This is a genomic window from Streptomyces sp. NPDC059743, from assembly GCF_042732975.1.
In the GTDB taxonomy this organism is placed as follows: domain Bacteria; phylum Actinomycetota; class Actinomycetes; order Streptomycetales; family Streptomycetaceae; genus Streptomyces.
The window spans coordinates 532,099-552,359 of the sequence record NZ_JBHWGS010000003.1 but is presented as its reverse complement, the minus strand read 5'-3'; the positions used below and the strand labels follow the sequence as shown (position 1 = coordinate 552,359).

Sequence of the window (20,261 nt, the reverse complement as noted above, 5' to 3'; positions counted from 1 at the left end):
CGGTGCCGAGGCTATCCGCCGACGATCAGGAGGAGGCCGGAGATGACCAGGCCGGCTTCGACGAGGGTGATGAAGACGGGTACGGGGAGTCGGTCGACGATCTTCTTGCCGGTCCAGGCTCCGGCGGTGGAGGCGGGTGCGAGGGCCAGTCCGGTCAGGGTGTTGCCGGTGGTCAGGACGGCGGCGGCGCCGAAGACGGCGAGTTTGACGAGGTGCATCACGACGGCGGAGGCGGCTTCGGTGCCGATGTAGGCGCCGCGGACCAGGCCGCGGGCAAGAAAGAACGGCGCGACCATGGGGCCGACGGAGCCGACCAGTGCCGAGCCGAAGCCGGAGGCCGCTCCGACGGCGGCGAACGCCGCGTCGTTCAGGCTCGCCGCCCGTGGCCGCCACCGGCGCCAGGCCACCATGACGAGGAGGAAGACACCGATCAGGCGGGTGAGTGCGGGCAGCGGCGCGGTGGCGAACAGCCATGCTCCGGCTGCGGCGGCGGGTACGGCTCCGTACGCGAAGATGCCGACGAGGTGGCGGTCGATCTCGCGTCGGTTGAACCACACGCGGCTGCCGTTGCTGGCGAGTTGGGCGACGGTGAGCACGGCGATCGCGTCCCGGGCTCCGAAGACCTTCACGAATACCGGCAGCAGCAGCACACCGCCGCCGAACCCGGCCACCGCGGAGAGCACGGCGGTGGCGTAGGCGGCTATGACCACCAAGAACATCGTCAGCATGGCCGGTTTTTCTCCTTTCACGATGCCCAGGTGGTGCTGGTGCGCGACGGGCTGTCGCGCACCAGCACCCTCTCATTTACGCTCCTACCGTGGCGGGAGTGGTCACGGTGAGATTGCCGCTGCGGGCCAGGGCGGCGACCGCGGTCGCGCATCCCGCCCCGACCAGAGCGAGGACCACCCACGGCAGCGCGGCGAAATCGGTGTGGCGGCCGAGATCGAGGAGCGCGCCGGTGGCCAGATTCCCGACGGTGATACCGATTCCGCAGACGGTGTTGTAGAGGCCGTAGTGGGTGGCGACCCACCGGCCGCCGGAGAGGGCGACGATGGTGTCCATCTCGAACGGATAGAGCACGGCGGTTGCCGCCGCGAGCAGACCGGCGCACACCACCAGCGGTGCCATGGCCAGCACGGCTCCCCAACTACCGTGTGGCGGAAGGGCACTTGCGGTGAGAGCCGGAGGCAGAAAAGCCACCGCCATGAGTGTGAGTCCGGCGACGAGACAGCGATGCGGTGTCCAGGTGCGTTTGCACCAGGCGGTGATGCGCATCTGCCCGGCGAGCGCGACCAGACCGGAGACGACGAACAGCACGCTGGTCGCCGCCGTGCCGTACGTACCGTCGCCGACCAGGCGTTTCGTCTCCAGTGGCAGTGCGAGGTAGATCTGGAAGGACAGGACGTACGAGCCGGTCATGGCGGCGGCGAACAGCCAGAAGGGCCGGTTGCGCAGCACTGTGCCCGCCTGCTCCCGCCATGTCGTCTCTTCTCTGTCCGCGGTCCTTTCCCGTGCGGGCAGTCGCCGTAGTTGCAGCAGAGTCAGCGCCGCGAAGAGCACCGCTGCCACCACGCAGGTGACCGGGAAGGCCACGGCGGTCAGCGCCAGTCCGATCAGCGGACCGAGCAGAACTCCGGCCTGGTAGAAGACATTGAAGAGCGCGAACGCCTCGACACGACGTTCACCCGCCTCTGCGGCGAGGTAGGCGCGGACGGCGGGATTGAACAGGGCGCCGGCCAGACCGGTGGCGGCCGAGGCCGCCAGCAGGCCCGGCAGAGTGTCGGCGACGGCGAGCGCGGCGAAACCGGCCGTACGCAGCGCGCATCCCGCGATGATCAGCGGCCGGTAGCCGAGCCGGTCGGCGAGCATTCCGCCGATGAGGAACATGCCCTGCTGGGAGAGGTTGCGCATGCCCAGGATCAGGCCGACGGCCCAGGTGCTCAGAGCCAGCGTGCCCGACAGGTGGGCGGCCAGATAGGGCATCAGCATGTAGAAGCCGAGGTTGATGGTGAGCTGGTTCACCAGCAGCAGCTGAACCGTTCCGTCGAAAGAGCGGGCCTGCCTCCAGAGGGAGTTCACAGCTGAACCTCTTCCACTGCCGTGGCGGACAGTGGATCGGTGACCGTGGTGCAGCGCGTCCAACTGGACACCTCGGCCTCGTCGGGCCGGGAGATTGTCTCCGGGCCGGTGGGTTCTTCCACGAGCAGAAGGCCGTTGGCCCGGCAGTAGTCGTCGTTGAAGACGGTGTCGAAGTAGCGGTGCGGTCCGTCGGGGAAGACGGCGGCGATCCGGGTCCCTTCGGGTTCTGTACGGGCCAGCCAGCCGGCGACCAGCGCGACCGCGCCCACGCTCCAGCCGCCGGTGGCGAACTGCCGGGCGGCCAGGCGTCGTGCGGACCAGACGGCCTCGGCGGGCGCGACCCAGTGGACTTCGCTGAAGGCGCGGTAGTCGACGTTGCGTGGATAGATGGAGGAGCCCAGCCCGCGCATCAGCCGGGCCCGGGCGGGCTGGCCGAAGATAGTGGATCCGACGGTGTCGACTCCGATGAGCCGCATCGCGGGCATGCGTGTGCGCAGGGCGCGGGCGATACCGGCGGAGTGGCCGCCGGTGCCGACCGCACACACCAGTACGTCGATACGTTGCAACTGGTCGGCGAGTTCGCCGGCGAGTCCGGCGTACGCGGCCACGTTGTCGGGATTGTGGTACTGATCCGGGCACCACGCGCCCGGGTACGCGGCCATCAGTTCGGCGACCTTTTGACGGCGCGCCTCCTGCCAGCCGCCTTCGGGATGCGGCCGGTCGACGGTGTACAGCGTGGCTCCGTGGGCGGTGAGCATCCGTTCCACGATCGGTTCCATGCCCGGATCGGTGACCAGATGTACGGGATGCCCGTACAGCACACCGGCCAGGGCAAGGCCGAGGCCGAGAGTGCCGGAGGTCGACTCCACGATCGGGGCAGCGGGACGCAGATCTCCGCGCTCGCGGGCCCGGGCGACCATGTACAGGGCAGCGCGGTCCTTGATACCGCCGGGATTGAAGCCTTCGAGTTTCGCCCAGAATCCGTCGGGCGCGGTGGCGAACGGTTCGTCCACCCACAGCACGGGCGTATTGCCGACAGCGCCCAGCACACTGCGAGGTGAGGAGAACGGCCGTACGGGCAGAGGTAGTTCAGTCATCGTGCGGTTGGTGTCCTTCGTACGGCCCAGGGCACACCGCGGCAACGCACCTGCTGACGGAGGAACGCACCGTGGCCCCCGGGAGAGGAGCGATCGAGGCCGTCAGGCTGCTCGTCGGTCACACAGCACATCGCCGTACACCGGAGCAGCCAGGCGCGATCACGTCCTGGACACACATCCCTGACTCAGCACCTCACGCCCTCCCATGGCGGGAGGCCCGCGCCTCGGCGTACCGGTGCGCAGGGACGATTCGGTCACTGCCGGACGGTCACCGACCGCTGCGGGAAGTTCCTGGAGCGGCCGGCGTTGATCCACCTGGGCGGCGAGATGGTGTTCGACCTCTGGAGCGCAGGAAGGATCCGGATCGGCGTACCCCGACGAAGGCTCCGAGGCCAAGACATCCGAGACGGCCGAGATGTCCGAGAGGACCGGGCGGTCGGGACGGGAATCGAGCAGCCGGTGATGACCACCGCTGTCGCAGACACTGATCAACAGGGCAGCCAGAGCCGCCAGCAGCAGGGCGACCACCCATCTGCCGTGCTCACGCAAACATCCCGCATGACTTCGCACAGTGACGCGAACGCTACCGTGCGTCGAAGGCGATACGGGTATGAGAGACCGCCGAACGGGTGAGGGAGGGACTGATGCCCCGCCATAACGCCCGGATCCCGTACGCACCCGACACCGGCGCTCTCGCTGATCGGTGTGTCGCGCACCCGGCCGGGGAAGGCCTGCGCGAGGCCTCGGGTGAGACCGAAGACATTGCCGCCCGTCGGCCGGGAGTGGAGCGGGCGCACCGGGCGAGTAGTGGATCCGGCCCTGCCGTCCCGGTGGTCTTCGCGTTCAGGCGCGGAGCGTCGGCGGCGCCCGGACTGGGCAGACAAGGAGCGAACACAATGGAGTCGCGCATATGGAGTCGCGCATGAGGACCGAGGACGACACCACCAGTACGACCGGGCCCCACGAGGTGTCCTCATGACGGCCCCGGCGAGTGTGCTGGTCGTGGGCGCTTCCGCGTCCGGGCTGGCCACCGTGGAAGCACTGCGGCGCAAGGGATACGAGGGCGCGATCACGGTGCTCGGCGACGAACCGCACGCTCCGTACGACCGGCCTCCGCTGTCCAAGCAGGTCCTTTCCGGCGCCTGGGAGCCGGCCCGGGCCGCGCTGCGGACGCAGGACGTTCTGTCCGGCCTGGACGCCGAGTTCGTGCTCGGCGACCCGGCGGTCGAGCTCGACACGGCCGCCCGGACCGTACGTACGGAGTCCGGACGTGTCCTGCGGGCGGACGCGGTCGTGATCGCCACGGGCGTACGGGCACGGGCGCTGCCCGGACAGGAAGATCTGACCGGTGTGCATGTGCTGCGTACGCTCGACCACGCACTGGCCCTGCGCGCGGACCTGCTGGCGAGTTCCCGGCTGGTGGTCGTGGGCGAGGGCGTCCTCGGCTCCGAGATCGCGGCCACCGCGCGGACGCTGGGCCTGGACGTGACCTTGGCCGGACCGCTGGCGGCGCCGATGGCGCTCCAGGTCGGACCACTCGTCTCGGGACTGCTCGCGGACCTGCACCGCGAGCGCGGCGTACGGCTCCGGCTGGGCGAGGGCGTTGTGGGGCTGGAGGGCGACGGCGGCGGCCGGGTGGCCGGTGTACGGCTGGGCACGGGCGAGACACTGCCGGCCGACGCGGTGGTGGTCGCGATCGGCGCGTCCCCGGCGACGGAGTGGCTGGCGGACAGCGGCCTCCGGCTCGACAACGGCGTGGTGTGCGATGCCCGGTGCCGGGCGGCGGAAGGGATCTACGCGGTCGGTGACGTGGCCCGCTGGCATCATGAGGGACTCGACCGTCTGATCCGCCTGGAGAACCGGACGAACGCCACCGAGCAGGCCTTGGCGGTCGCCGGAACCATCTGCGGCGAGGACAGGCCGTACGCTCCGGTGCCGTACTTCTGGACCGACCAGTTCGACGCGAAGCTCCAGGTACACGGTTTCCTGCCGGCCGGCGCCGAGGCCGAGGTGGTTGAGGGCGATCTGTCGGCCCGGCGCTTTGTCGCCCGTTTTCACACCGACGGCGTGGTGACGGGTGTCCTCGGCTGGAACATGCCCAAGCAGACCCGGCTGCGTCGGCAGGAGGTTGTCGACGGCCTGGTCGTGACCTCCACTCACACTCACACCTCCGCGTCCGCCTCCACCCAGGCTTCCACCCACTGAACGATCAGGAGAGATCCCATGAAGGTTGTCGTCGACGAGGACAAGTGTGTCGCGGCAGGGCAGTGCGTGGCCGCCGCGGCCGATGTCTTCGACCAGCGCGACGAGGACGGCATCGTCGTCCTGCTGGACGGGAACCCGCCGACCTGATGGCCTGGTCCGGCTCGTTCATGAAGCACCGGTTCGGCCCGAGCGCCGGGCCTTCTACGTCCTAGGAAGTACGCGTTGCGTTCGCGTTCATCAGGCAGCCGTATCTACGGTGAGACCGGGCGGCGGCCGGGCCGGACTCCCATCAGTTCACGGGCTGTTGACGCGACGGCGTCGGGCGTGATGCCGAAGTGGTCGTACAGTTCGGCGGCCGAGGCCGAGGCTCCGAAGTCCTGGACGCCGATCGACCGGCCGTCGAGGCCGATCAGGTCGTGCCAGCTCTGGCTGATTCCCGCTTCCACCGAGATACGGCGGCGCACGGTCGGCGGGATGATCCGGTCGCGGTACGCGGCGTCCTGCGCGTCGAACCATTCACGGCAGGGCATCGAGACGACGCGTGCCCGGATGCCGTCGTCGGCGAGATCGCGCGCCGCGGCGACCGCGATCTGGACCTCGGAACCGGTGGCGATGATGACGACGTCGGGATCCGCCGGACCGGTGGACGAGACCTGGGTCGGCGTTTCGTAGCGTACGTACCCGCCGTACACGGCGTCGGCGGCCGAGCCGTGCCCGTCGGTGCCGTCCGGGAAGACCGTCAGATCCTGTCTGCTGAGGCTGAATCCGGTGGGCCTGCCCGGTTCGCGGAGGACCTTCCAGAGCGTGACGGCCGTTTCGTTGGCGTCGGCGGGCCGCACCACGTCGAGGCCCGGGATCGCCCGCAAGGAGGCGAGGTGTTCGACCGGCTGGTGGGTCGGACCGTCCTCGCCGAGACCGATGGAGTCGTGCGTCCACACGTAGAGCGTCGGCAGCTTCATCAGCGCCGCGAGCCGCACGGCCGGACGCATGTAATCGCTGAACACCAGAAAGGTGCCGCCGTAGGGACGGCTGAGACCGGAGAGCGCGATGCCGTTCATGGCCGCGGCCATGAAGTGCTCGCGGATGCCCCAGTGGACCGTCCGGCCGGCCGGATCGGCGCCGGGCTGCGCGCTGGAGGCCGGCAGGAACGACGAAGTGGCGTCGACGGTGGTGTTGTTGGAGTCGCCGAGGTCGGCGGATCCGCCCCACAGTTCGGGCAGTTCCTTCGCCGCGGCCTTCAGCGCCGCGCCGAAGGCTTTACGAGTGGCCATCGGCACACCGGCGTCGGCGTCGAACGTCGGACGGGCGCTGTCGAAACCGGCCGGGACCCGCCTGTCCATGAGCCGGCGCAGCAGCTCGCGTCCGTCCGGGTGCGCGCTCTCCCAGGTACGGAAAGCCGTGGTCCAGGCGCGGTGAGCGGAGGATCCGGCTTCGCGCGCCGCCGCGGTGGCCCGCCCGTACGCCTCCGCCGACACCTCGAACGTGGCATCCGGATCCACGCCGAGGACGGCCTTCCCGGCGCGCACCGCTTCGGCGCCCAGCGCGGAGCCATGGGACTTCGGAGTGTTCTGTGCACCGGGGACGGGCCAGGAGATGATGCTCCGCATCAGGATGATCGACGGGCGGGCCGTCTCGGCGGTCGCCTCCTCCAACGCCCTTGAGAGCGCCGGGATGTCGATGTCACCGCTCGCCGACAGGCCGACACGCTGGACATGCCATCCGTAGGCGGCGTAACGGGCCGCCACATCCTCGCTCGTGGCCAGTTCGGTGCTGCCCTCGATGGAGATGCGGTTGTCGTCGTAGACCACGACGAGATTGCCCAGCCGCTGATGGCCCGCGAAGGAACCGGCTTCGGCGCTGACGCCCTCCTGCATGTCACCGTCGGAGCAGAGGACGAAGACCCGGTGGTCGAACGGACTGGCTCCGGCCGGTGCGTCGGGATCGAGGAGACCGCGTTCGCGACGGGCTCCCATCGCCATGCCGACCGCGGTCGCGATGCCCTGGCCGAGAGGCCCGGTCGTGGTCTCCACTCCCGGCGTATGGCCCCACTCGGGATGGGCGGGAGTGCGGCTGCCCATCTTCCGGTACGCGCGCAGGTCGTCCAGCGTGAGTGGATAGCCGTTCAGATACAGCTGGATGTAGAGCGTCAGGCTGGAGTGTCCGCAGGACAGGACGAAACGGTCACGACCGGCCCAGGACGGATCGGCGGGATCGTGGCGTAGGAAGCGCCGGAAGAGGAGATGGGCTGCCGGAGCGAGGCTGACGGCCGTGCCCGGGTGTCCGTGGCCCGCCTCCTCCACGGCGTCCATGGCCAGGACACGAGCGGTGGTGACGGCCCACTCGTCGTCGTCGGTCCAGATGAAATGGGCAGGCTGAACATCGGTGCTCGTCACGAGCGCTCCTTGTGATCAGTCGAATCCGTCAGATCAGGCGGATCGGTTGGACCGGTCGGACCGGTTGGATCGGTCGGAATGGATGCGGGGCCGGGCAGGGACTCCGGCCCGTCCGCGTCACCACAAGGTGTAGCCGCCGTCGATGACGAGGACCTCGCCGGTGACGAACGATGACGCCTGGCTGGCCAGATAGAGAGCGGCCGGTGCGATCTCCGAGGCCTGCGCGTAACGCTGCATGGGCACTTCGTCGATCCAGTAGTGCCGGTACTCGGGCAGGTCGATGTCGGAGATCTCGGTCTTGGTGTAACCGGGCGCGATCGCGTTGACGCGTACCGACCTGGGCGCCCACTCGGCGGCGAGCGACCGGGTGAGATGGTGAACTCCCGCCTTGGAGACGGCGTACGGCGCGTGCCACTGCGGACGGTTGATGATCATTCCGGACATGGAGCCGACGTTGACGATCGAACCCGTGCCGCGCTCGACCATGGACTCGCCGATCACCTGACTGGCCTTCCAGACCGCGTCGAGATTGGTGGCCATGACACGGTCCCAGCCGTCGTCGTCAATGGTCAGCGACTCACCATGGATACCGATGCCGGCGTTGTTGATCAGAATGTCGATCGGGCCGAGCCGCTCGGTGACCTGGTCGCGCATGGCGATGAGATCCGGGCGCCGGGTGACATCGGTCCGTGTCGAGATCACGGCGCCACCGAGACCGGTCAGTTCGGTCACGGCTTCCCTGTTGCGTACCTCGTCCCGGCCGGCGATCGCCACGGACGCACCCGCCTCGGCCAGCGCGGTGGCGATGGCCTTGCCGATTCCGCGGTTTCCTCCGGTGACGAGGGCGACCTTGCCGTCGAGACGGAACAGATCCAGGACGCTCATGCGACTTCCTCCTCGGCCGGTACGGGCAGTGATTTCAGTGATTTCAGGGATTCCACCGTGGGAACGCGGACGATCCGGTCGGCCCGGGCACGTGTTCCTTCGATGAGTTGTGCGTTGCGCTGGTCGGAGCCGTACGAGCGTTCGCGGGCCTCTTCGGCGGAGCGCCCGAAGGCCATGTGCCGGGCGATCAGCCGCTCCAGGCGTACGCCGTCGCCCGGGTCGACGTACCAGCATGCGTCGAGGAACGTCCGTACCGGTCCCCAGTCGGATCCCTCGACCAGCAGGTAGTTGCCTTCGGTGATGATCAGAGGCACCTCGCGCGGGACCGGCACGGCGCAGGAGATGGACTCCTCCAGGCTCCGGTCGAAGAACGAGGTGTAGACGGTCTCGTCCTCGCGGGCGCGGAGTCTGCGCAGGAGATTGACATAGCCGGCTGCGTCGAATGTGTCGGCGGCGCCCTTGCGGGCGTGCCGTCCCAGGCGGTGCAGCTCGGAGTTGGACAGATGGAAGCCGTCGAGCCCGACGAGTACGGCCTGTTCTCCCAGCGCGGTCACGATCGTTTCGGCGAGCGTGGACTTGCCGGAACCGGGCGCGCCCGTGATCCCGAGAATGCGTCGCCGGCCGGGAGTGATCAGCGCTCGGGCCGACGCGACCAGCGCGTCGAAGTCCACAACGTCGATCCCGGACGGCGCTTGCTCGGAGCCGATGGTCCCGTGCGTCCGTTCAGGACCTGTGGTCCCGCGCGTCTGCTCGGAACTGCTGACGGCTTCGGGGTTGTTCACTGTTCCTCTTTCGCGAGCGACGCCGACTCTGTCTCGTCGTTCGGCTGGTGCGTGGCGGCATCGAGTCGCTCCAGCGTGTCGGGCGACTTGGCGCCGGTCATCACGGCGACGGCTTCTTCCATGGAGGTCGATTTCGTCTCGACGAGAGCGACACGGCGTCCCAGCCGATGGATATGGATCCGGTCCGCGACCTGGAACACATTGGGCATGTTGTGGCTGATGAGGACAACGGGCAAGCCGTTGTCGCGCACACGGAGGATGAGATCGAGGACCTGGTTTGTTTCGCGGACGCCCAGCGCGGCCGTCGGCTCGTCCATGATCACCACCCGGGTCGCCCAGGCGGCGACGCGCGCGACGGCGACGGCCTGCCGCTGCCCGCCCGAAAGAGTCTCGACCTTCTGCCGGATGGATTGGATACGGATGCCGAGATCGGCCATTTGCCGGGCCGAGCCACGTCGCATGGCGCCCTTGTCCAACTGCCGGAACACGGTGCCGAGTATCCCGGCCCGGCGCTGCTCCCGGCCGAGGTAGAGATTCTGCGAGATGTCCAGCGCGGGCGCCACGCCCAGCTCCTGGTACACGGTCTCGATGCCCGCGTTGCGGGCGTCGAGCGGGCTGCGGAACTGAACGGCCTCTCCGTTGAGCCGCAACGTACCGGCGTCCGGGATGACGGCTCCGGTCAGCGACTTGATCAATGTCGACTTACCCGCGCCGTTGTCACCGATGACGGCGAGGATCTCGCCGGGCCGCAGATCGAAGTCGCAGTCGTCCATGGCCACGACGTGTGCGTAGTGCTTGGTGAGGCCGCGGGCCTCCAGCACAGGAGGAAGGGAGCCGGACTGGGACTCAGACGGGGTCATCGTGACTGCCTCCTTCGTACGAGACGGTCGACACCCACGGCGATGACCACCAGAACACCGGTGGCGACCTGCTGGTAGAGGGAGTCGATACCGGCCTGGGTGAGCCCGTTCTGGAGCACCGTCACGATGAGCGCGCCGATGAACGTACCGATGACTCCGCCACGGCCGCCGAACAGACTGGTGCCGCCGATGACGACGGCCGTGATGCTGTCGAGGTTCGCGGTCGAGTAGCCGCTCGGGTCGGCCGTCGGTGTGCGTCCGAGGGCCTGCCAGGCGGCGAATACGTAGATGACCGCCGCGATCACATAGACACCGAACAGCAGGCGCTTGACCTTGATGCCGGACAGCTCGGCGGCCTTCTGGTTGTCGCCCACGGCGTAGACCCGTACACCCCACGAGGTCTGGGTGAGGGCGTAGCCCAGTACGGCGGTCAGCCCGATCCACAGCATGACTCCATAGGTGATCGTCACACCGCCGACCGTCGGGCCGAGGTTCAGCGAGGTGAGAAGACCGGAGTCGATCGGATAGCTCTCCGACGCCGTGTAGAGCCGGGCGGCGGCGGTCATGACCGACAGAACGCCGAGTGTGACGATGAACGGCGGCAGATCGAGGAGCGAGACCAGTACGCCGTTGACCGCGCCGACCACCACGCAGACCAGCAGCCCCACCAGCAGAGCGACCAGTGGATTGCCGTCGGCGGCCATGTGCCCGATGACCACGGATCCGAGCACCATGATCGCGCCGTTGGCCAGATCGATGCCCGATGTGAGGATGATCAGGGTCTGTCCGAGCGCCAGCGTGCCGACCACCACGGACTGCTGGGCGATCAGGGACAGATTGTCGGTGGTGAAGAATGTGCTGGTCGAGGCGGTGAAGACAATGATCGCGACGACCAGGGCCGCGAGCGGCCCGGCGATCTGATGCGTCGCGAGGGCACGGAGGGTGCCGGTGCGCTCAATTCCCGGTTCGAGGGCCGCCGCATCCGCCTCGCGCGGTACGGTTTGTGTCACTTCGTACCCCAGCAGTTCTCCAAGCCCCATGCCGAGGTCTGGGACTCGACACCGGCCACCGGCTTGTCGGTGATGAGGACGGTGCCCGTGTCGGTCAGCCCGGACTTGGGCTTGGTGCCGTCCTTGAGGTAGGCGGCGACGGCTTCGACGGCCTGCTGGCCCATCCTGCTCGGGAACTGCATGGCGGTGGCACCGATGATGCCGGCCTTCACGTCCTCGACACCGGTGCACGCTCCGTCGACCGAGACCAGACTGACCTTGCCGGCCAGGCCCTTGTTCTTGATCGCCGTGTACGCGCCGTGCGCCGTGGGCTCGTTGATGGTGTAGACGGTGTTGATGTCAGGATGGGCCGACAGCAGGTTCTCCATCGCGGACTGGCCCGTGTCGACGGTGCCCTTGGTCAGCGCGGTGCCTGCCACGAGCGGGGACTTGACGTCGATTCCGTAGCCTTCGAGAAAGCCGTTGTGCCGGCCGCCGGCCGCACCGTCGGACAGGTCGAAGTCCAGCATTCCTATACGAGGACTGCTCGGAGCCGAGGCCGCGGCCCACTGGCCGATGAGCTTTCCGGCGGCGACGTTGTCCGTGGCGAAGGTGCCGTCCGCGGCGTCGATCGGTGTGAGGTTCGTATTGACCGTCACCACGAGAATGCCCTTGTCCCTGGCCTTCTTCACCACATTCACGAGCGCGGTCGGGTTGGCCGGGTTGAGGACGATCGCCTTGACCTTGTTGTTGATCATGTTCTCGACTGCGGTCACCTGTGTCGCCGAGTCACCAGGAGTCTTGGCCTCGGCCTTCATGACCTTCCAGCCCTTCGCCTTGGCGGCGGACTCGGTCGCCTTCTCCAAGGTGCCGAAGAACGGGTTGCTCAGGTTGAGTTCGACGATCCCGAGCGTGACGGCTCCGTCGGAACCGCCGGCGCCACCGCCGCTGTTCGAGCCGCATCCCGCGAGAGTGAGAGCGCAGGTGACGGCGGCGGCGGTGACAGCGGCGGCCGTGATGCGTGTGCGTGCCGGACTCTGAGCCCAACCGGTGCTTCTCATGCTTCTCATGAGGTTCCTCCTGGCTGCGAGGCCGTCGCCTGAGGCCGGCCGCGTGGGTGAGTTTGTACGTAGAAGGGTGGTATGCACTTCGAAGAGCGGTATGGCGAGTGGGTAACGCAGATGTTGCGGATTGTTTCGACCGCTGTCAAGCAAAAACATCTCTCTTATGCTTGCTGGTCGACGTAAGTGCGTGCTTCAGTAAGCTCTGCCCGATGGTCCGAGAGCGGAGCGAGATGACCGAGACGACGAACACGGCGGCAGGGCCGTCGCTGTGGCGGGCCGACGAGGGACCCGGGCGGATCCTGGAACTCATCACCACGGGCGAAGCCCGAACCCGGACCGTGATAGCCCAGGTAACGGGCTTGTCCCGGTCGACAGTTGGGCAGCGGCTCGACGCGCTCTTCGCCGCGAACCTGATCCGGGAGGGCGATACGCACGTGCCGTCGCGCGGCCGTCCGTCCCGGGCGCTGCAACTCAACGACTCCGCAGGCCTGTTGATCAGTGTCGATGTGGGCGAGGAGCGAACGCGGATCGCGATCACCGACCTCAACACCCATGTCCTCGCCGACCGCGTGGAGTCACTCGCCGTCGGAGAGGGCCCGGACAGCCTGCTCGACAAGATCACCGCGACGGTGCGCGAGATGATCGCCGAGGCCGAACTGAGCCATAAGCCGGTGGCGGGCATCGGACTGGGCCTGCCCGCGCCCGTCGACTACGAGGCCGGCCGGGTGCTCGGCTGGTCGATCATGTCGGGCTGGGAGGGCTATGACATCCGCGGGCATCTGAGCCGGACCTGGCAGGTTCCGATCCTGATCGACAACGACGTCAATCTGCTCACTCTCGCCGAACACCGACGGTTCTGGCACGACCAGCGGCATCTGCTCTACATCAAGGCCGGTACCGGTGTCGGCAGCGGAATGGTCATCGACGGCAGCATCAACCGCGGTGCCCAGGGTGCGGCCGGTGACATTGGGCATGTCCGTATCAACGGCTTCGGCGATCCGCAGTGCCGATGCGGGAACCTGGGCTGTCTCGAATCACTCATCGGAGGCTGGGCCCTCGCCCGCGATCTGCGCAGCCGCCAGCAGGGCAGCCATGACGCGCGCGATGTCGTGGCGCAGATCCGGCGCGGGGACGGCGAGGCGGTCGCCAGGCTGAGGGCCGCCGGGCGGGTGCTCGGCGAGGCGGTGGCCTATGCGACCAGCCTGCTCAATCCCAATGTCATCGTTCTCGGCGGCATGCTCGGAACCACCGGCGATCATCTGCTGGCGGGCGTGCGCGAGGTCATCTACCAGCGCTCGCTGCCGCTTGCCACGCGTCAGTTGCGGATCGTACCCACCAAGTACAAGAACCGCGCCGGTATCGCGGGCGCCGCGTATCTCGTCCGCGACCATGTCCTGCATCCCGCCACACTCGACGCCACACTCGCCGCGGGCGGCTCTCCGTTCGCGGCTCCCGTCGCGTAACGCTTGGCCCATCGGCCTGTTGTTATGCCGTCGTTCTACGCGTATCCGTCTCGGATCGGCGGTGGCGGTGATCAGTTCGGACGAGGGTGAACACCGGCCTTCGAGCACACTCCGCGTCCGCACCGCCTGGTCACCACGATCAGGCGGTACGCCCGTTTGCGTGCGTGGCGCATGCCTTCTTAGATGGACAGATAGGGGCAAAGGGATAGTTACCCTGCGAAATTGATTGAAGGGTCAACACACCATGCGGCTCTCGACATTTCTTCCTGGCCGGCTCGGCTTCGGCAGCGCTCCGCTGGGCAACATGTTCCGCAAGATCCCGGACGAAGAGGTCCACGCGACGCTTCAGGCCGCTTGGGATCAAGGTATCCGCTACTACGACACGGCCCCGTTCTACGGAGCGGGCCTCGCCGAGATGCGGCTCGGCGCCTTCCTCTCCCGGCAGCCCCGGGATTCGTACGCGCTCTCCTCGAAGGTGGGACGCCTCATCCTCGATGAAGTCGAGCCCGGCTCACGGGAGTTCGGCGAGAAGGGCGGGCTGTTCGAGCACGGCCGTCCCAACAAGATCGTCTACGACTACACGGCCGACGGCACGATGAAGTCGATCGAGGACAGTCTGAAGCGGCTGGGCGTCGACCGGCTGGATTTCGTCACGGTGCACGACATCGCCCAGGACTTCCACGGCGACGCCTGGCTCCAGCAGTTCGACACCGCCCGCACCGGGGCCTTCCGCGCTCTGACACGGCTGCGTGACGAGGGCGTCATCAAGGCGTGGGGCCTCGGAACCAACCGGGTCGAACCCATCGAACTCACCCTGGCCCTGGACGAACCGCGGCCCGACGGATTCCTGCTGGCCGGCCGCTACACACTGCTGGACCACGCGCATGCCCTTCAGCGGCTGCTGCCTGCCGCCCAGGAACAGGGCGTGGAGATGGTCGTCGGAGGCCCCTACAGCTCGGGCGTTCTCGCGGGCGGGACCCACTTTGAATACCAGCAGGCGCCTCCCGGGATCATCGACCGGGTCCGGCGTATCAAGGAGCTGACCGACCGGTACGGCATGAGCATCAAGGCCGCCGCTCTGCAGTTCTCCCTCGCCCACCCGGTCGCAGCCGCCGCCATTCCCGGTGCGAGCAAGCCGAGCCGGATAATCGAGGACAGCGCCGCGCTGGAGGAGAAGGTCCCGGCGGGCTTCTGGGCGGATCTGCGCGAGTCGGGACTGATCAGCCCCCACGCGCCGCTCCCCGGCGGCGCCTGAGCCGCGCATGAGCCCCGGAGAGTCACAAGCCCCGGAGAGTCACCAGCCCTGGAGAAACAATCATGGCATCGACATCGGTAAGCCGCGTCGTCCCGGCCTCCCCCGAGCGTGTGTGGCAGCTCATCGGCGGCTTCCACGCCCTGCCCGACTGGCTTCCCTTCATACCCGACAGCACCCCGCTGGAGGGCGGACGGGTCCGCCGACTGCACACCAGTGACGGGCAGGTCATCATCGAGCGTATGGAGGATTTCAGCGAACAGGAGCGCCACTACAGCTACTCCATCGTCGAAGCGCCCTTCCCCGTCACGGGTTATCTCGCGACCCTGCGGGTGTACGCGGTGCCCGGCGACGAGCACGCGGCCGAGGTGGAGTGGAGCGGACGGTTCGCTCCCGTCAAGGTGAGCGACGCCGAGGTGGTCGACCTGTTCACCGGCATCTTCCGTGACGGCCTGAACGCCTTGGACAAGGCAGTGGCAGGCTGAACGGTCAAGGGGACCAGTCAGCCCCCGATCTTTCGTTCGACGGGGAGAAACCGCTGGCTCGACGGCGGAGTGGTTCCGTAGCGTGTCGGCCATGTCGGCTGCCGTTCTGTACTGCTGTGATCCGTTGAACCCGCGACGGGTGGACGAGCACTTCGGGCTGGAAGCGCGGGAGGTCCGTGCACGCGGTGGGACGGTCGCGCTGATCGACCATGACGCACTGCTGCGTGGCGACGCGGAGCGGGCGGTCGCCCGGGTTTCCGGCGGGCTGGGCGGCGTCTGGTATCGGGGCTGGATGGTGCCGAGCGACGGTTATGCCGCGTTGGCCGAGGCCCTGGGCCGACGAGGGTGTGAATTGCTCGTCACGCCGGAGCAGTATCGGACGGCGCATGAATTGCCGGGCTGGTATCCGGCATTCGCCGAGGTCACGCCCGCGAGCGTATGGCGTCCCGCCGGCCCGCGAGAGGTCTTGGCCATGGAGGATCTCGCCGTGCTCGCCAAGCGCTTGCCGCCCGGCCCGGGGATCGTCAAGGACTACGTCAAGTCGCGCAAGCACGAGTGGGACGAGGCGTGTTTCATCCCGGATCTCGCCGATGAGGCGGGGCTCGCACGGGTGGTGCGGCGTTTCGTGGAGTTGCAGGAGGAGTCTCTGGCCGGAGGCGTCGTCCTCCGGGCCTACGAGACGTTCGCGGAATCCGGGTCGGTCAGGTCGGTCAGGTCGGTCAGGGCCGAGACGCGGATCTGGTGGCTGGACGGCGAACCACGGCTGCTGACGCCCCATCCGGACAGCGCGTTCGAGAGCGAGTTGGTACCCGAGCTCGATCGCATCGGCTCGGCGGTACGGCGTCTTGGGTGCCGTTTCGTCACAACGGATGCGGCGCTGCGCGCGGACGGGGTGTGGCGTGTCATCGAGGTCGGGGACGGCCAGGTCAGCGATCTGCATCAAGTAAGCGACCGGGGCGAGTTCGCCGCGTTGCTGGTCGGCTCATAGCGTCGGCGCGAAGGCCCGACCGTGGTTCCGAAGCGGCGAGGTATGTCGGGCCGGTTCGTCGCGACTGCCCGTTTGTCTGTCTGTTCGGCTGTCTATTCAGCTGTGGAGTTTCGGACGGCCGCATCGGCCAGCTCTTTCACCCGGTCCGCGGCCACCGGGATTCCGGGAGTGTTCAGGAACCAGCTGTACGACTCTTCCTGAGACATCCCCGTGGGCCGCACCGGGAAGTACGGCTGAACGTAGACCGGGGTGTTGAGTTCGCTGCGCCAACTGTCGGCGAGAGCGCCGAGGTCCACCACGTCATAGCCGAGGGTGTCCAGCAGCCGCGCTGTCCGCGCCTTGGCGGACTCGTCGTCGCCGGCGATCGGCAGGGCGCTGCGGTCAGGAGCGCCGACGGGCCTGGCGAGGGAGAGCAGGTGTGGGTAGGCGATGTTGTTGAACGCCTTGACGACAAGGGAGTCGGCCAGGTGCCGCTGCACCAGCGCGCTGGAGGTCAGCGTCCCCGCGTCCAGCTCCGCGATGCGGCCGTCGCGGTCCGGGTAATAGTTCATCGCGTCGATGACGGTTCTGCCTGCCAGGGCTGCGGCGGGAAGCTGGTCGTACGCGCCCAGCGGGATGGCGGCCACGACCAGATCCCCGGCCTCGGCGGCCTCCGCGGGCGTGGCGGCCGTCGCCTGCTTTCCGAGCTCGTCCACGAGCCCGGAGAGAGTCTCGGACGGGCGCTGCCTGAACATCGCCGTCGACCACTGGACCCCCTCCGACGGCCGTCTCGACCTCGATGACCTGCTGGACGAAGCCTTCGCCGCGCTCACACCGCAATAGCCGCCCTCACACCGCACCAGACGTTGGGCAAGGGCGTGAGCGCGGCGCTTGGTCAGGCCGTGTCGCCGGTGGGACGTCCGGCGGTGAGGGCGGGCAGCAGGACGGCGTTGATGATGTCCTCGCTGAGCTGAGGGTTGGGACGTTCGCCGGTGAACAGGTTCTGGATGATCAGAGGGCCGAACAGCGTCTGGCCGACGAGATCGAGGGCCGGATTGTCCGGGCTGATCTCGCCTCTCTCCACGGAACGCTGCAACACCTGGCGCAGCGCGCTCAGTTCCGGTTCGATGATGATCTCGCGCAGCGCCTGCATCAGTAAGTCGTCCAGCATGACCGCGTGCCAGATGCCGATGAAGGAACGCATCACCGGATCGTGCCGGAACACACCACGGGACAGCTCGCGCAGGTCACCGCGCAGACTGCCGGTGTCGATCTCCACGAAGGTGCGGCGCGGAGCCGTCTTGAGCGCGGTGATGACCAGGCGCTGTTTGTTCTCCCACTGCCGGTAGAGCGTGGCCGTGCTGCACTTTGTCCGCTTCGCCACGTCGGCCATCGTCATGCGGTCGTAGCCCAGCTCCGCCAGGAGTTCCAGCGTCACCTCCAGCAGCTCGCGTTCGCGCTCGGGCGAGAGGCGGCTGCGGCGGGAGGGCGGCTGCGCGGGTGGAGTGGGCATGCGTGCTTCCGGAGAGGGACCTCAGCAGGTCGGTGGACACGCTCACCGTAGGCACTCCTGGATGGAAAAGCAAGTTTTCGAAAATAGAATTTTCGATTAGAGTGGTCACGCGAGGGTCGGTTAAGTCAGTCGCTTGCTTTACTTCAGCAAGGGCAGTTAACTGATTGTGTGCTCAAGGTCGTCTTCGAGAAGGATGCGCGGTGGTGGTGACGGTGTCGGGCAGGGTGGTACGGGCGGAGCGCGGCGACGCGACGCGGGAGCTGATCCTTGGGACGGCGGAGCGGCTGTTCGCGGAGCACGGTGTGTTCGCTGTTTCCAACCGCCAAGTCAGTGAAGCCGCAGGGCAGGGCAACAACGCCGCTGTCGGCTATCACTTCGGTACGAAAGCGGATCTCGTGCGGGCGATCGCACGAAGACACGCCGAGCCGATAGAGCGGCTGCGTCTGCGGATGGTGAACGAGATCGGTGGTTCCACGGATGTACGGGACTGGATGGCGTGTCTGGTGCGTCCGGTGACCGAGCATCTGGCCGCGCTGGGCAGTCCTACGTGGTACGCGCGGTTCGGCGCGCAGGTGATGACCGATCCGGCCCTGCGCGAAATCATGGTCCAGGAATCGCTGAGCGCGTCCTCGCTCCAGCAGATACGTCATGGGCTCGACCGGTGCCTCCCGGAGTTGCCGCCCGAAGTGCACGCTGAACGCACCGACATGGCCCGCCAGTTGATGGTGCATATGTGCGCCGAGCGGGAGCGCGCGCTCGCCCAGGGCACGCCTACTCCACGGTCGAGCTGGCGCGATGCCGCGACGGGTCTGATTGACGCGCTCGTGGGGCTGTGGCTTGCTCCCGTCTCACGCCCTTGATGCGGGTGGCAACGCCCATGTTCTTCGCGAATTCCTTGTCGAACCGCAGGCAGAGGAGTGCCGACGATGAAAGTAACGGTGGAGCCGATGTGTCCCTCGGTTTGTGAGGCGGCGAGTGTGTGTCCGGCTGCCGCGATCGCGCTGGGCGAGGACGCGTGAGCGCCGCGCCTGACGGCGTGCTGGTGGTCGGTGCGTCGGCCGCCGGTCTGGCGACGGTGGAGGCGCTGCGCCGGCTCGGCTGTACGGGAACGGTGACGGTGGTGGGTGCGGAGTCTCATCTGCCGTACGACCGGCCGCCGTTGTCGAAGCAGGTGCTCTCCGGCGCCTGGGAACCGGAGCGGGCGCGGCTGCGGTCGCGGGAGGTGCTGGAGACGCTGGGCGCCGAGTTCGTACTCGGTGAGCCGGCGGTCGCTCTGGATGCGGAGGCGCTCGCCGTACACACCGCGTCGGGGCGGACGCTGCGGGCCGGTGCTGTGGTGGTGGCGACGGGGACGCGTCCTCGGGTCCTTCCCGGGCAGGACGGTCTGGCCGGCGTCCATGTACTGCGCACGCTCGATGACGCGCTGGCACTGCGTGCCGGTCTGCTGGAGTCGGCGCGTCCGGTGGTCGTGGGCGATGGCGTACTGGGCGCGGAGATTGCCGCAACGGCCCGGACGATGGGCCTGGGCGTCACGGTCGTGGGCCCGCAGCCGGCTCTGATGGCGAGCCAGCTCGGTGAGTCCGTGGCGGGTCTGCTGGGCGGGCTGCATGCGGAGCGTGGGGTGCGGCTGCGGCTGGGCAGTGGTGTACGCGGGCTGGCCGGCAGCGGTGACCGGGTGACCGGTGTGTGCCTGGAGTCCGGTGAGGTGGTGCCGGCGGATCTGGTCGTGGTGGCGGTCGGGGCGGACCCGGTGACCGAGTGGCTGGAGGGCAGTGGTCTGCGGGTGGAGAACGGTCTGGTGTGTGATGCGCGCTGCCGTGCGGGCAGCGGAATCTACGCGGTTGGTGATGTGGCGCGGTGGTATCACGTGGGGCTGGGCGGGCTGGTGCGGCTGGAGAACCGGACCAACGCGACCGAGCAGGCCATGGCCGTCGCGGCGAACATCCTCGGCGCCGGCCGGGCCTATACGCCGGTGCCGTACTTCTGGACCGACCAGTTCGACGCGAAGATCCAGGTCCACGGCACGCTCCCGGCCGATGCCGGAATGACCGTCGTGGACGGCGACCCGGCCACCCGGCGCTTCGTCGCGCGCTACCACCGCCACGGCACCACCACCGCCGTACTCGGCTGGAACATGCCCAAACAGACCCGTCAACACCGCCAACACGTCGCCGACGCGCTCACCGGCCCCACGCCCGCGCTGCGTTGACAGACACGTACCGCGTAC

19 protein-coding genes and 1 pseudogene are annotated in these 20,261 nt (G+C 68.1%); 8 read left to right on the top strand and 12 right to left on the bottom strand.

Annotated elements, in window-relative coordinates; genetic code table 11:
• Nucleotides 1-11: 11 nt before the first annotated feature.
• From ACFV6H_RS08185 to ACFV6H_RS08170, 4 genes are all read right to left on the bottom strand, one after another.
• A complete protein-coding gene (locus tag ACFV6H_RS08185) occupies nucleotides 12-728 on the bottom strand; it encodes a sulfite exporter TauE/SafE family protein (RefSeq protein ID WP_385539723.1) in 717 nt (238 codons plus the stop codon).
• 76 nt (nucleotides 729-804) lie between these two features.
• Nucleotides 805-2,079, bottom strand: coding sequence for an MFS transporter (locus tag ACFV6H_RS08180; protein ID WP_385539721.1), 1,275 nt, complete (start codon nucleotides 2,077-2,079; stop codon nucleotides 805-807).
• Nucleotides 2,076-3,176, bottom strand: coding sequence for a PLP-dependent cysteine synthase family protein (locus tag ACFV6H_RS08175; RefSeq protein WP_385539719.1), 1,101 nt, complete (start codon nucleotides 3,174-3,176; stop codon nucleotides 2,076-2,078). The genes ACFV6H_RS08180 and ACFV6H_RS08175 overlap by 4 nt, the downstream gene beginning before the upstream one ends.
• Nucleotides 3,177-3,335: 159 nt before the next feature.
• Nucleotides 3,336-3,725: a hypothetical protein gene (locus ACFV6H_RS08170; RefSeq protein WP_385539717.1), complete on the bottom strand. Its 390-nt coding sequence runs from the start codon at nucleotides 3,723-3,725 to the stop codon at nucleotides 3,336-3,338.
• Nucleotides 3,726-4,151: 426 nt separating this feature from the next.
• On the opposite strand from ACFV6H_RS08170, the gene ACFV6H_RS08165 reads away from it, so the two are divergent.
• Both ACFV6H_RS08165 and ACFV6H_RS08160 read left to right on the top strand, forming a co-directional pair.
• Complete coding sequence (locus ACFV6H_RS08165) at nucleotides 4,152-5,381, top strand: NAD(P)/FAD-dependent oxidoreductase (protein WP_385539715.1); 1,230 nt, start codon at nucleotides 4,152-4,154, stop codon at nucleotides 5,379-5,381.
• An 18-nt stretch (nucleotides 5,382-5,399) separates the two neighbouring features.
• Nucleotides 5,400-5,522, top strand: a pseudogene (locus ACFV6H_RS08160) (4Fe-4S domain-containing protein); the annotation flags it as partial.
• Nucleotides 5,523-5,632: 110 nt separating this feature from the next.
• On the opposite strand, the gene tkt reads toward ACFV6H_RS08160, so the two are convergent.
• The 6 genes from tkt to ACFV6H_RS08130 all read right to left on the bottom strand — a co-directional run bounded on the left by tkt (nucleotide 5,633) and on the right by ACFV6H_RS08130 (nucleotide 12,360).
• On the bottom strand, nucleotides 5,633-7,774 hold the full coding sequence (tkt, locus tag ACFV6H_RS08155; protein ID WP_385539713.1) for a transketolase: 2,142 nt from the start codon (nucleotides 7,772-7,774) through the stop codon (nucleotides 5,633-5,635).
• A 117-nt stretch (nucleotides 7,775-7,891) separates the two neighbouring features.
• Nucleotides 7,892-8,659, bottom strand: a complete 768-nt coding sequence (locus ACFV6H_RS08150; protein WP_385539711.1) for an SDR family NAD(P)-dependent oxidoreductase — start codon at nucleotides 8,657-8,659, stop codon at nucleotides 7,892-7,894.
• The gene (locus tag ACFV6H_RS08145; RefSeq protein WP_385539811.1) at nucleotides 8,656-9,330 is read right to left on the bottom strand and encodes a nucleoside/nucleotide kinase family protein; all 675 of its coding nucleotides are present in this window, start codon (nucleotides 9,328-9,330) and stop codon (nucleotides 8,656-8,658) included. The genes ACFV6H_RS08150 and ACFV6H_RS08145 overlap by 4 nt, the downstream gene beginning before the upstream one ends.
• Nucleotides 9,331-9,437: 107 nt before the next feature.
• On the bottom strand, nucleotides 9,438-10,301 hold the full coding sequence (locus ACFV6H_RS08140; RefSeq protein ID WP_385539708.1) for an ATP-binding cassette domain-containing protein: 864 nt from the start codon (nucleotides 10,299-10,301) through the stop codon (nucleotides 9,438-9,440).
• Nucleotides 10,298-11,311, bottom strand: a complete 1,014-nt coding sequence (locus ACFV6H_RS08135) for an ABC transporter permease (RefSeq protein ID WP_385539705.1) — start codon at nucleotides 11,309-11,311, stop codon at nucleotides 10,298-10,300. The genes ACFV6H_RS08140 and ACFV6H_RS08135 overlap by 4 nt, the downstream gene beginning before the upstream one ends.
• Nucleotides 11,308-12,360, bottom strand: a complete 1,053-nt coding sequence (locus ACFV6H_RS08130) for a substrate-binding domain-containing protein (protein ID WP_385539703.1) — start codon at nucleotides 12,358-12,360, stop codon at nucleotides 11,308-11,310. The genes ACFV6H_RS08135 and ACFV6H_RS08130 overlap by 4 nt, the downstream gene beginning before the upstream one ends.
• Nucleotides 12,361-12,563: 203 nt before the next feature.
• Here ACFV6H_RS08130 and ACFV6H_RS08125 point away from each other — a divergent pair, with 203 nt between their 5' ends.
• The 4 genes from ACFV6H_RS08125 (at nucleotide 12,564) to ACFV6H_RS08110 (ending at nucleotide 16,542) form a co-directional block, all read left to right on the top strand.
• Complete coding sequence (locus tag ACFV6H_RS08125) at nucleotides 12,564-13,817, top strand: ROK family protein (protein ID WP_384975298.1); 1,254 nt, start codon at nucleotides 12,564-12,566, stop codon at nucleotides 13,815-13,817.
• Between the two features lie 244 nt (nucleotides 13,818-14,061).
• Nucleotides 14,062-15,072, top strand: a complete 1,011-nt coding sequence (locus tag ACFV6H_RS08120) for an aldo/keto reductase (RefSeq protein WP_385539701.1) — start codon at nucleotides 14,062-14,064, stop codon at nucleotides 15,070-15,072.
• Between the two features lie 62 nt (nucleotides 15,073-15,134).
• A complete protein-coding gene (locus ACFV6H_RS08115) occupies nucleotides 15,135-15,554 on the top strand; it encodes an SRPBCC family protein (protein WP_384975296.1) in 420 nt (139 codons plus the stop codon).
• A gap of 91 nt (nucleotides 15,555-15,645) precedes the next feature.
• Complete coding sequence (locus ACFV6H_RS08110) at nucleotides 15,646-16,542, top strand: ATP-grasp domain-containing protein (RefSeq protein ID WP_385539698.1); 897 nt, start codon at nucleotides 15,646-15,648, stop codon at nucleotides 16,540-16,542.
• 92 nt (nucleotides 16,543-16,634) lie between these two features.
• Here the strand turns inward: ACFV6H_RS08110 and ACFV6H_RS08105 are convergent, their stop codons facing one another.
• Both ACFV6H_RS08105 and ACFV6H_RS08100 read right to left on the bottom strand, forming a co-directional pair.
• Complete coding sequence (locus tag ACFV6H_RS08105; protein WP_385539696.1) at nucleotides 16,635-17,276, bottom strand: NADPH-dependent F420 reductase; 642 nt, start codon at nucleotides 17,274-17,276, stop codon at nucleotides 16,635-16,637.
• A gap of 140 nt (nucleotides 17,277-17,416) precedes the next feature.
• Nucleotides 17,417-18,034: a TetR/AcrR family transcriptional regulator gene (locus tag ACFV6H_RS08100; RefSeq protein ID WP_385539694.1), complete on the bottom strand. Its 618-nt coding sequence runs from the start codon at nucleotides 18,032-18,034 to the stop codon at nucleotides 17,417-17,419.
• 203 nt (nucleotides 18,035-18,237) lie between these two features.
• Between ACFV6H_RS08100 and ACFV6H_RS08095 the strand changes: the two genes are divergently transcribed.
• Together ACFV6H_RS08095 and ACFV6H_RS08090 are read left to right on the top strand one after the other, a co-directional pair.
• Nucleotides 18,238-18,894 carry a TetR/AcrR family transcriptional regulator gene (locus ACFV6H_RS08095; protein ID WP_385539809.1) on the top strand — a complete coding sequence of 219 codons (657 nt, stop codon included), beginning with the start codon at nucleotides 18,238-18,240 and terminating at the stop codon, nucleotides 18,892-18,894.
• Between the two features lie 155 nt (nucleotides 18,895-19,049).
• Nucleotides 19,050-20,243, top strand: a complete 1,194-nt coding sequence (locus ACFV6H_RS08090) for an NAD(P)/FAD-dependent oxidoreductase (RefSeq protein ID WP_385539692.1) — start codon at nucleotides 19,050-19,052, stop codon at nucleotides 20,241-20,243.
• Nucleotides 20,244-20,261 lie beyond the last annotated feature (18 nt).

Coding starts and splice junctions, on each gene's coding strand:
- ACFV6H_RS08100 (WP_385539694.1), bottom strand. CDS start 18,034: ATGCCCACTCCACCCGCGCAGCCGCCCTCCCGCCGCAGCCGCCTCTCG.
- ACFV6H_RS08165 (WP_385539715.1), top strand. CDS start 4,152: ATGACGGCCCCGGCGAGTGTGCTGGTCGTGGGCGCTTCCGCGTCCGGG.
- ACFV6H_RS08150 (WP_385539711.1), bottom strand. CDS start 8,659: ATGAGCGTCCTGGATCTGTTCCGTCTCGACGGCAAGGTCGCCCTCGTC.
- ACFV6H_RS08120 (WP_385539701.1), top strand. CDS start 14,062: ATGCGGCTCTCGACATTTCTTCCTGGCCGGCTCGGCTTCGGCAGCGCT.
- ACFV6H_RS08105 (WP_385539696.1), bottom strand. CDS start 17,276: ATGTTCAGGCAGCGCCCGTCCGAGACTCTCTCCGGGCTCGTGGACGAG.
- ACFV6H_RS08130 (WP_385539703.1), bottom strand. CDS start 12,360: ATGAGAAGCATGAGAAGCACCGGTTGGGCTCAGAGTCCGGCACGCACA.
- ACFV6H_RS08140 (WP_385539708.1), bottom strand. CDS start 10,301: ATGACCCCGTCTGAGTCCCAGTCCGGCTCCCTTCCTCCTGTGCTGGAG.
- ACFV6H_RS08185 (WP_385539723.1), bottom strand. CDS start 728: ATGCTGACGATGTTCTTGGTGGTCATAGCCGCCTACGCCACCGCCGTG.
- ACFV6H_RS08175 (WP_385539719.1), bottom strand. CDS start 3,176: ATGACTGAACTACCTCTGCCCGTACGGCCGTTCTCCTCACCTCGCAGT.
- ACFV6H_RS08110 (WP_385539698.1), top strand. CDS start 15,646: ATGTCGGCTGCCGTTCTGTACTGCTGTGATCCGTTGAACCCGCGACGG.
- ACFV6H_RS08125 (WP_384975298.1), top strand. CDS start 12,564: ATGGTCCGAGAGCGGAGCGAGATGACCGAGACGACGAACACGGCGGCA.
- ACFV6H_RS08115 (WP_384975296.1), top strand. CDS start 15,135: ATGGCATCGACATCGGTAAGCCGCGTCGTCCCGGCCTCCCCCGAGCGT.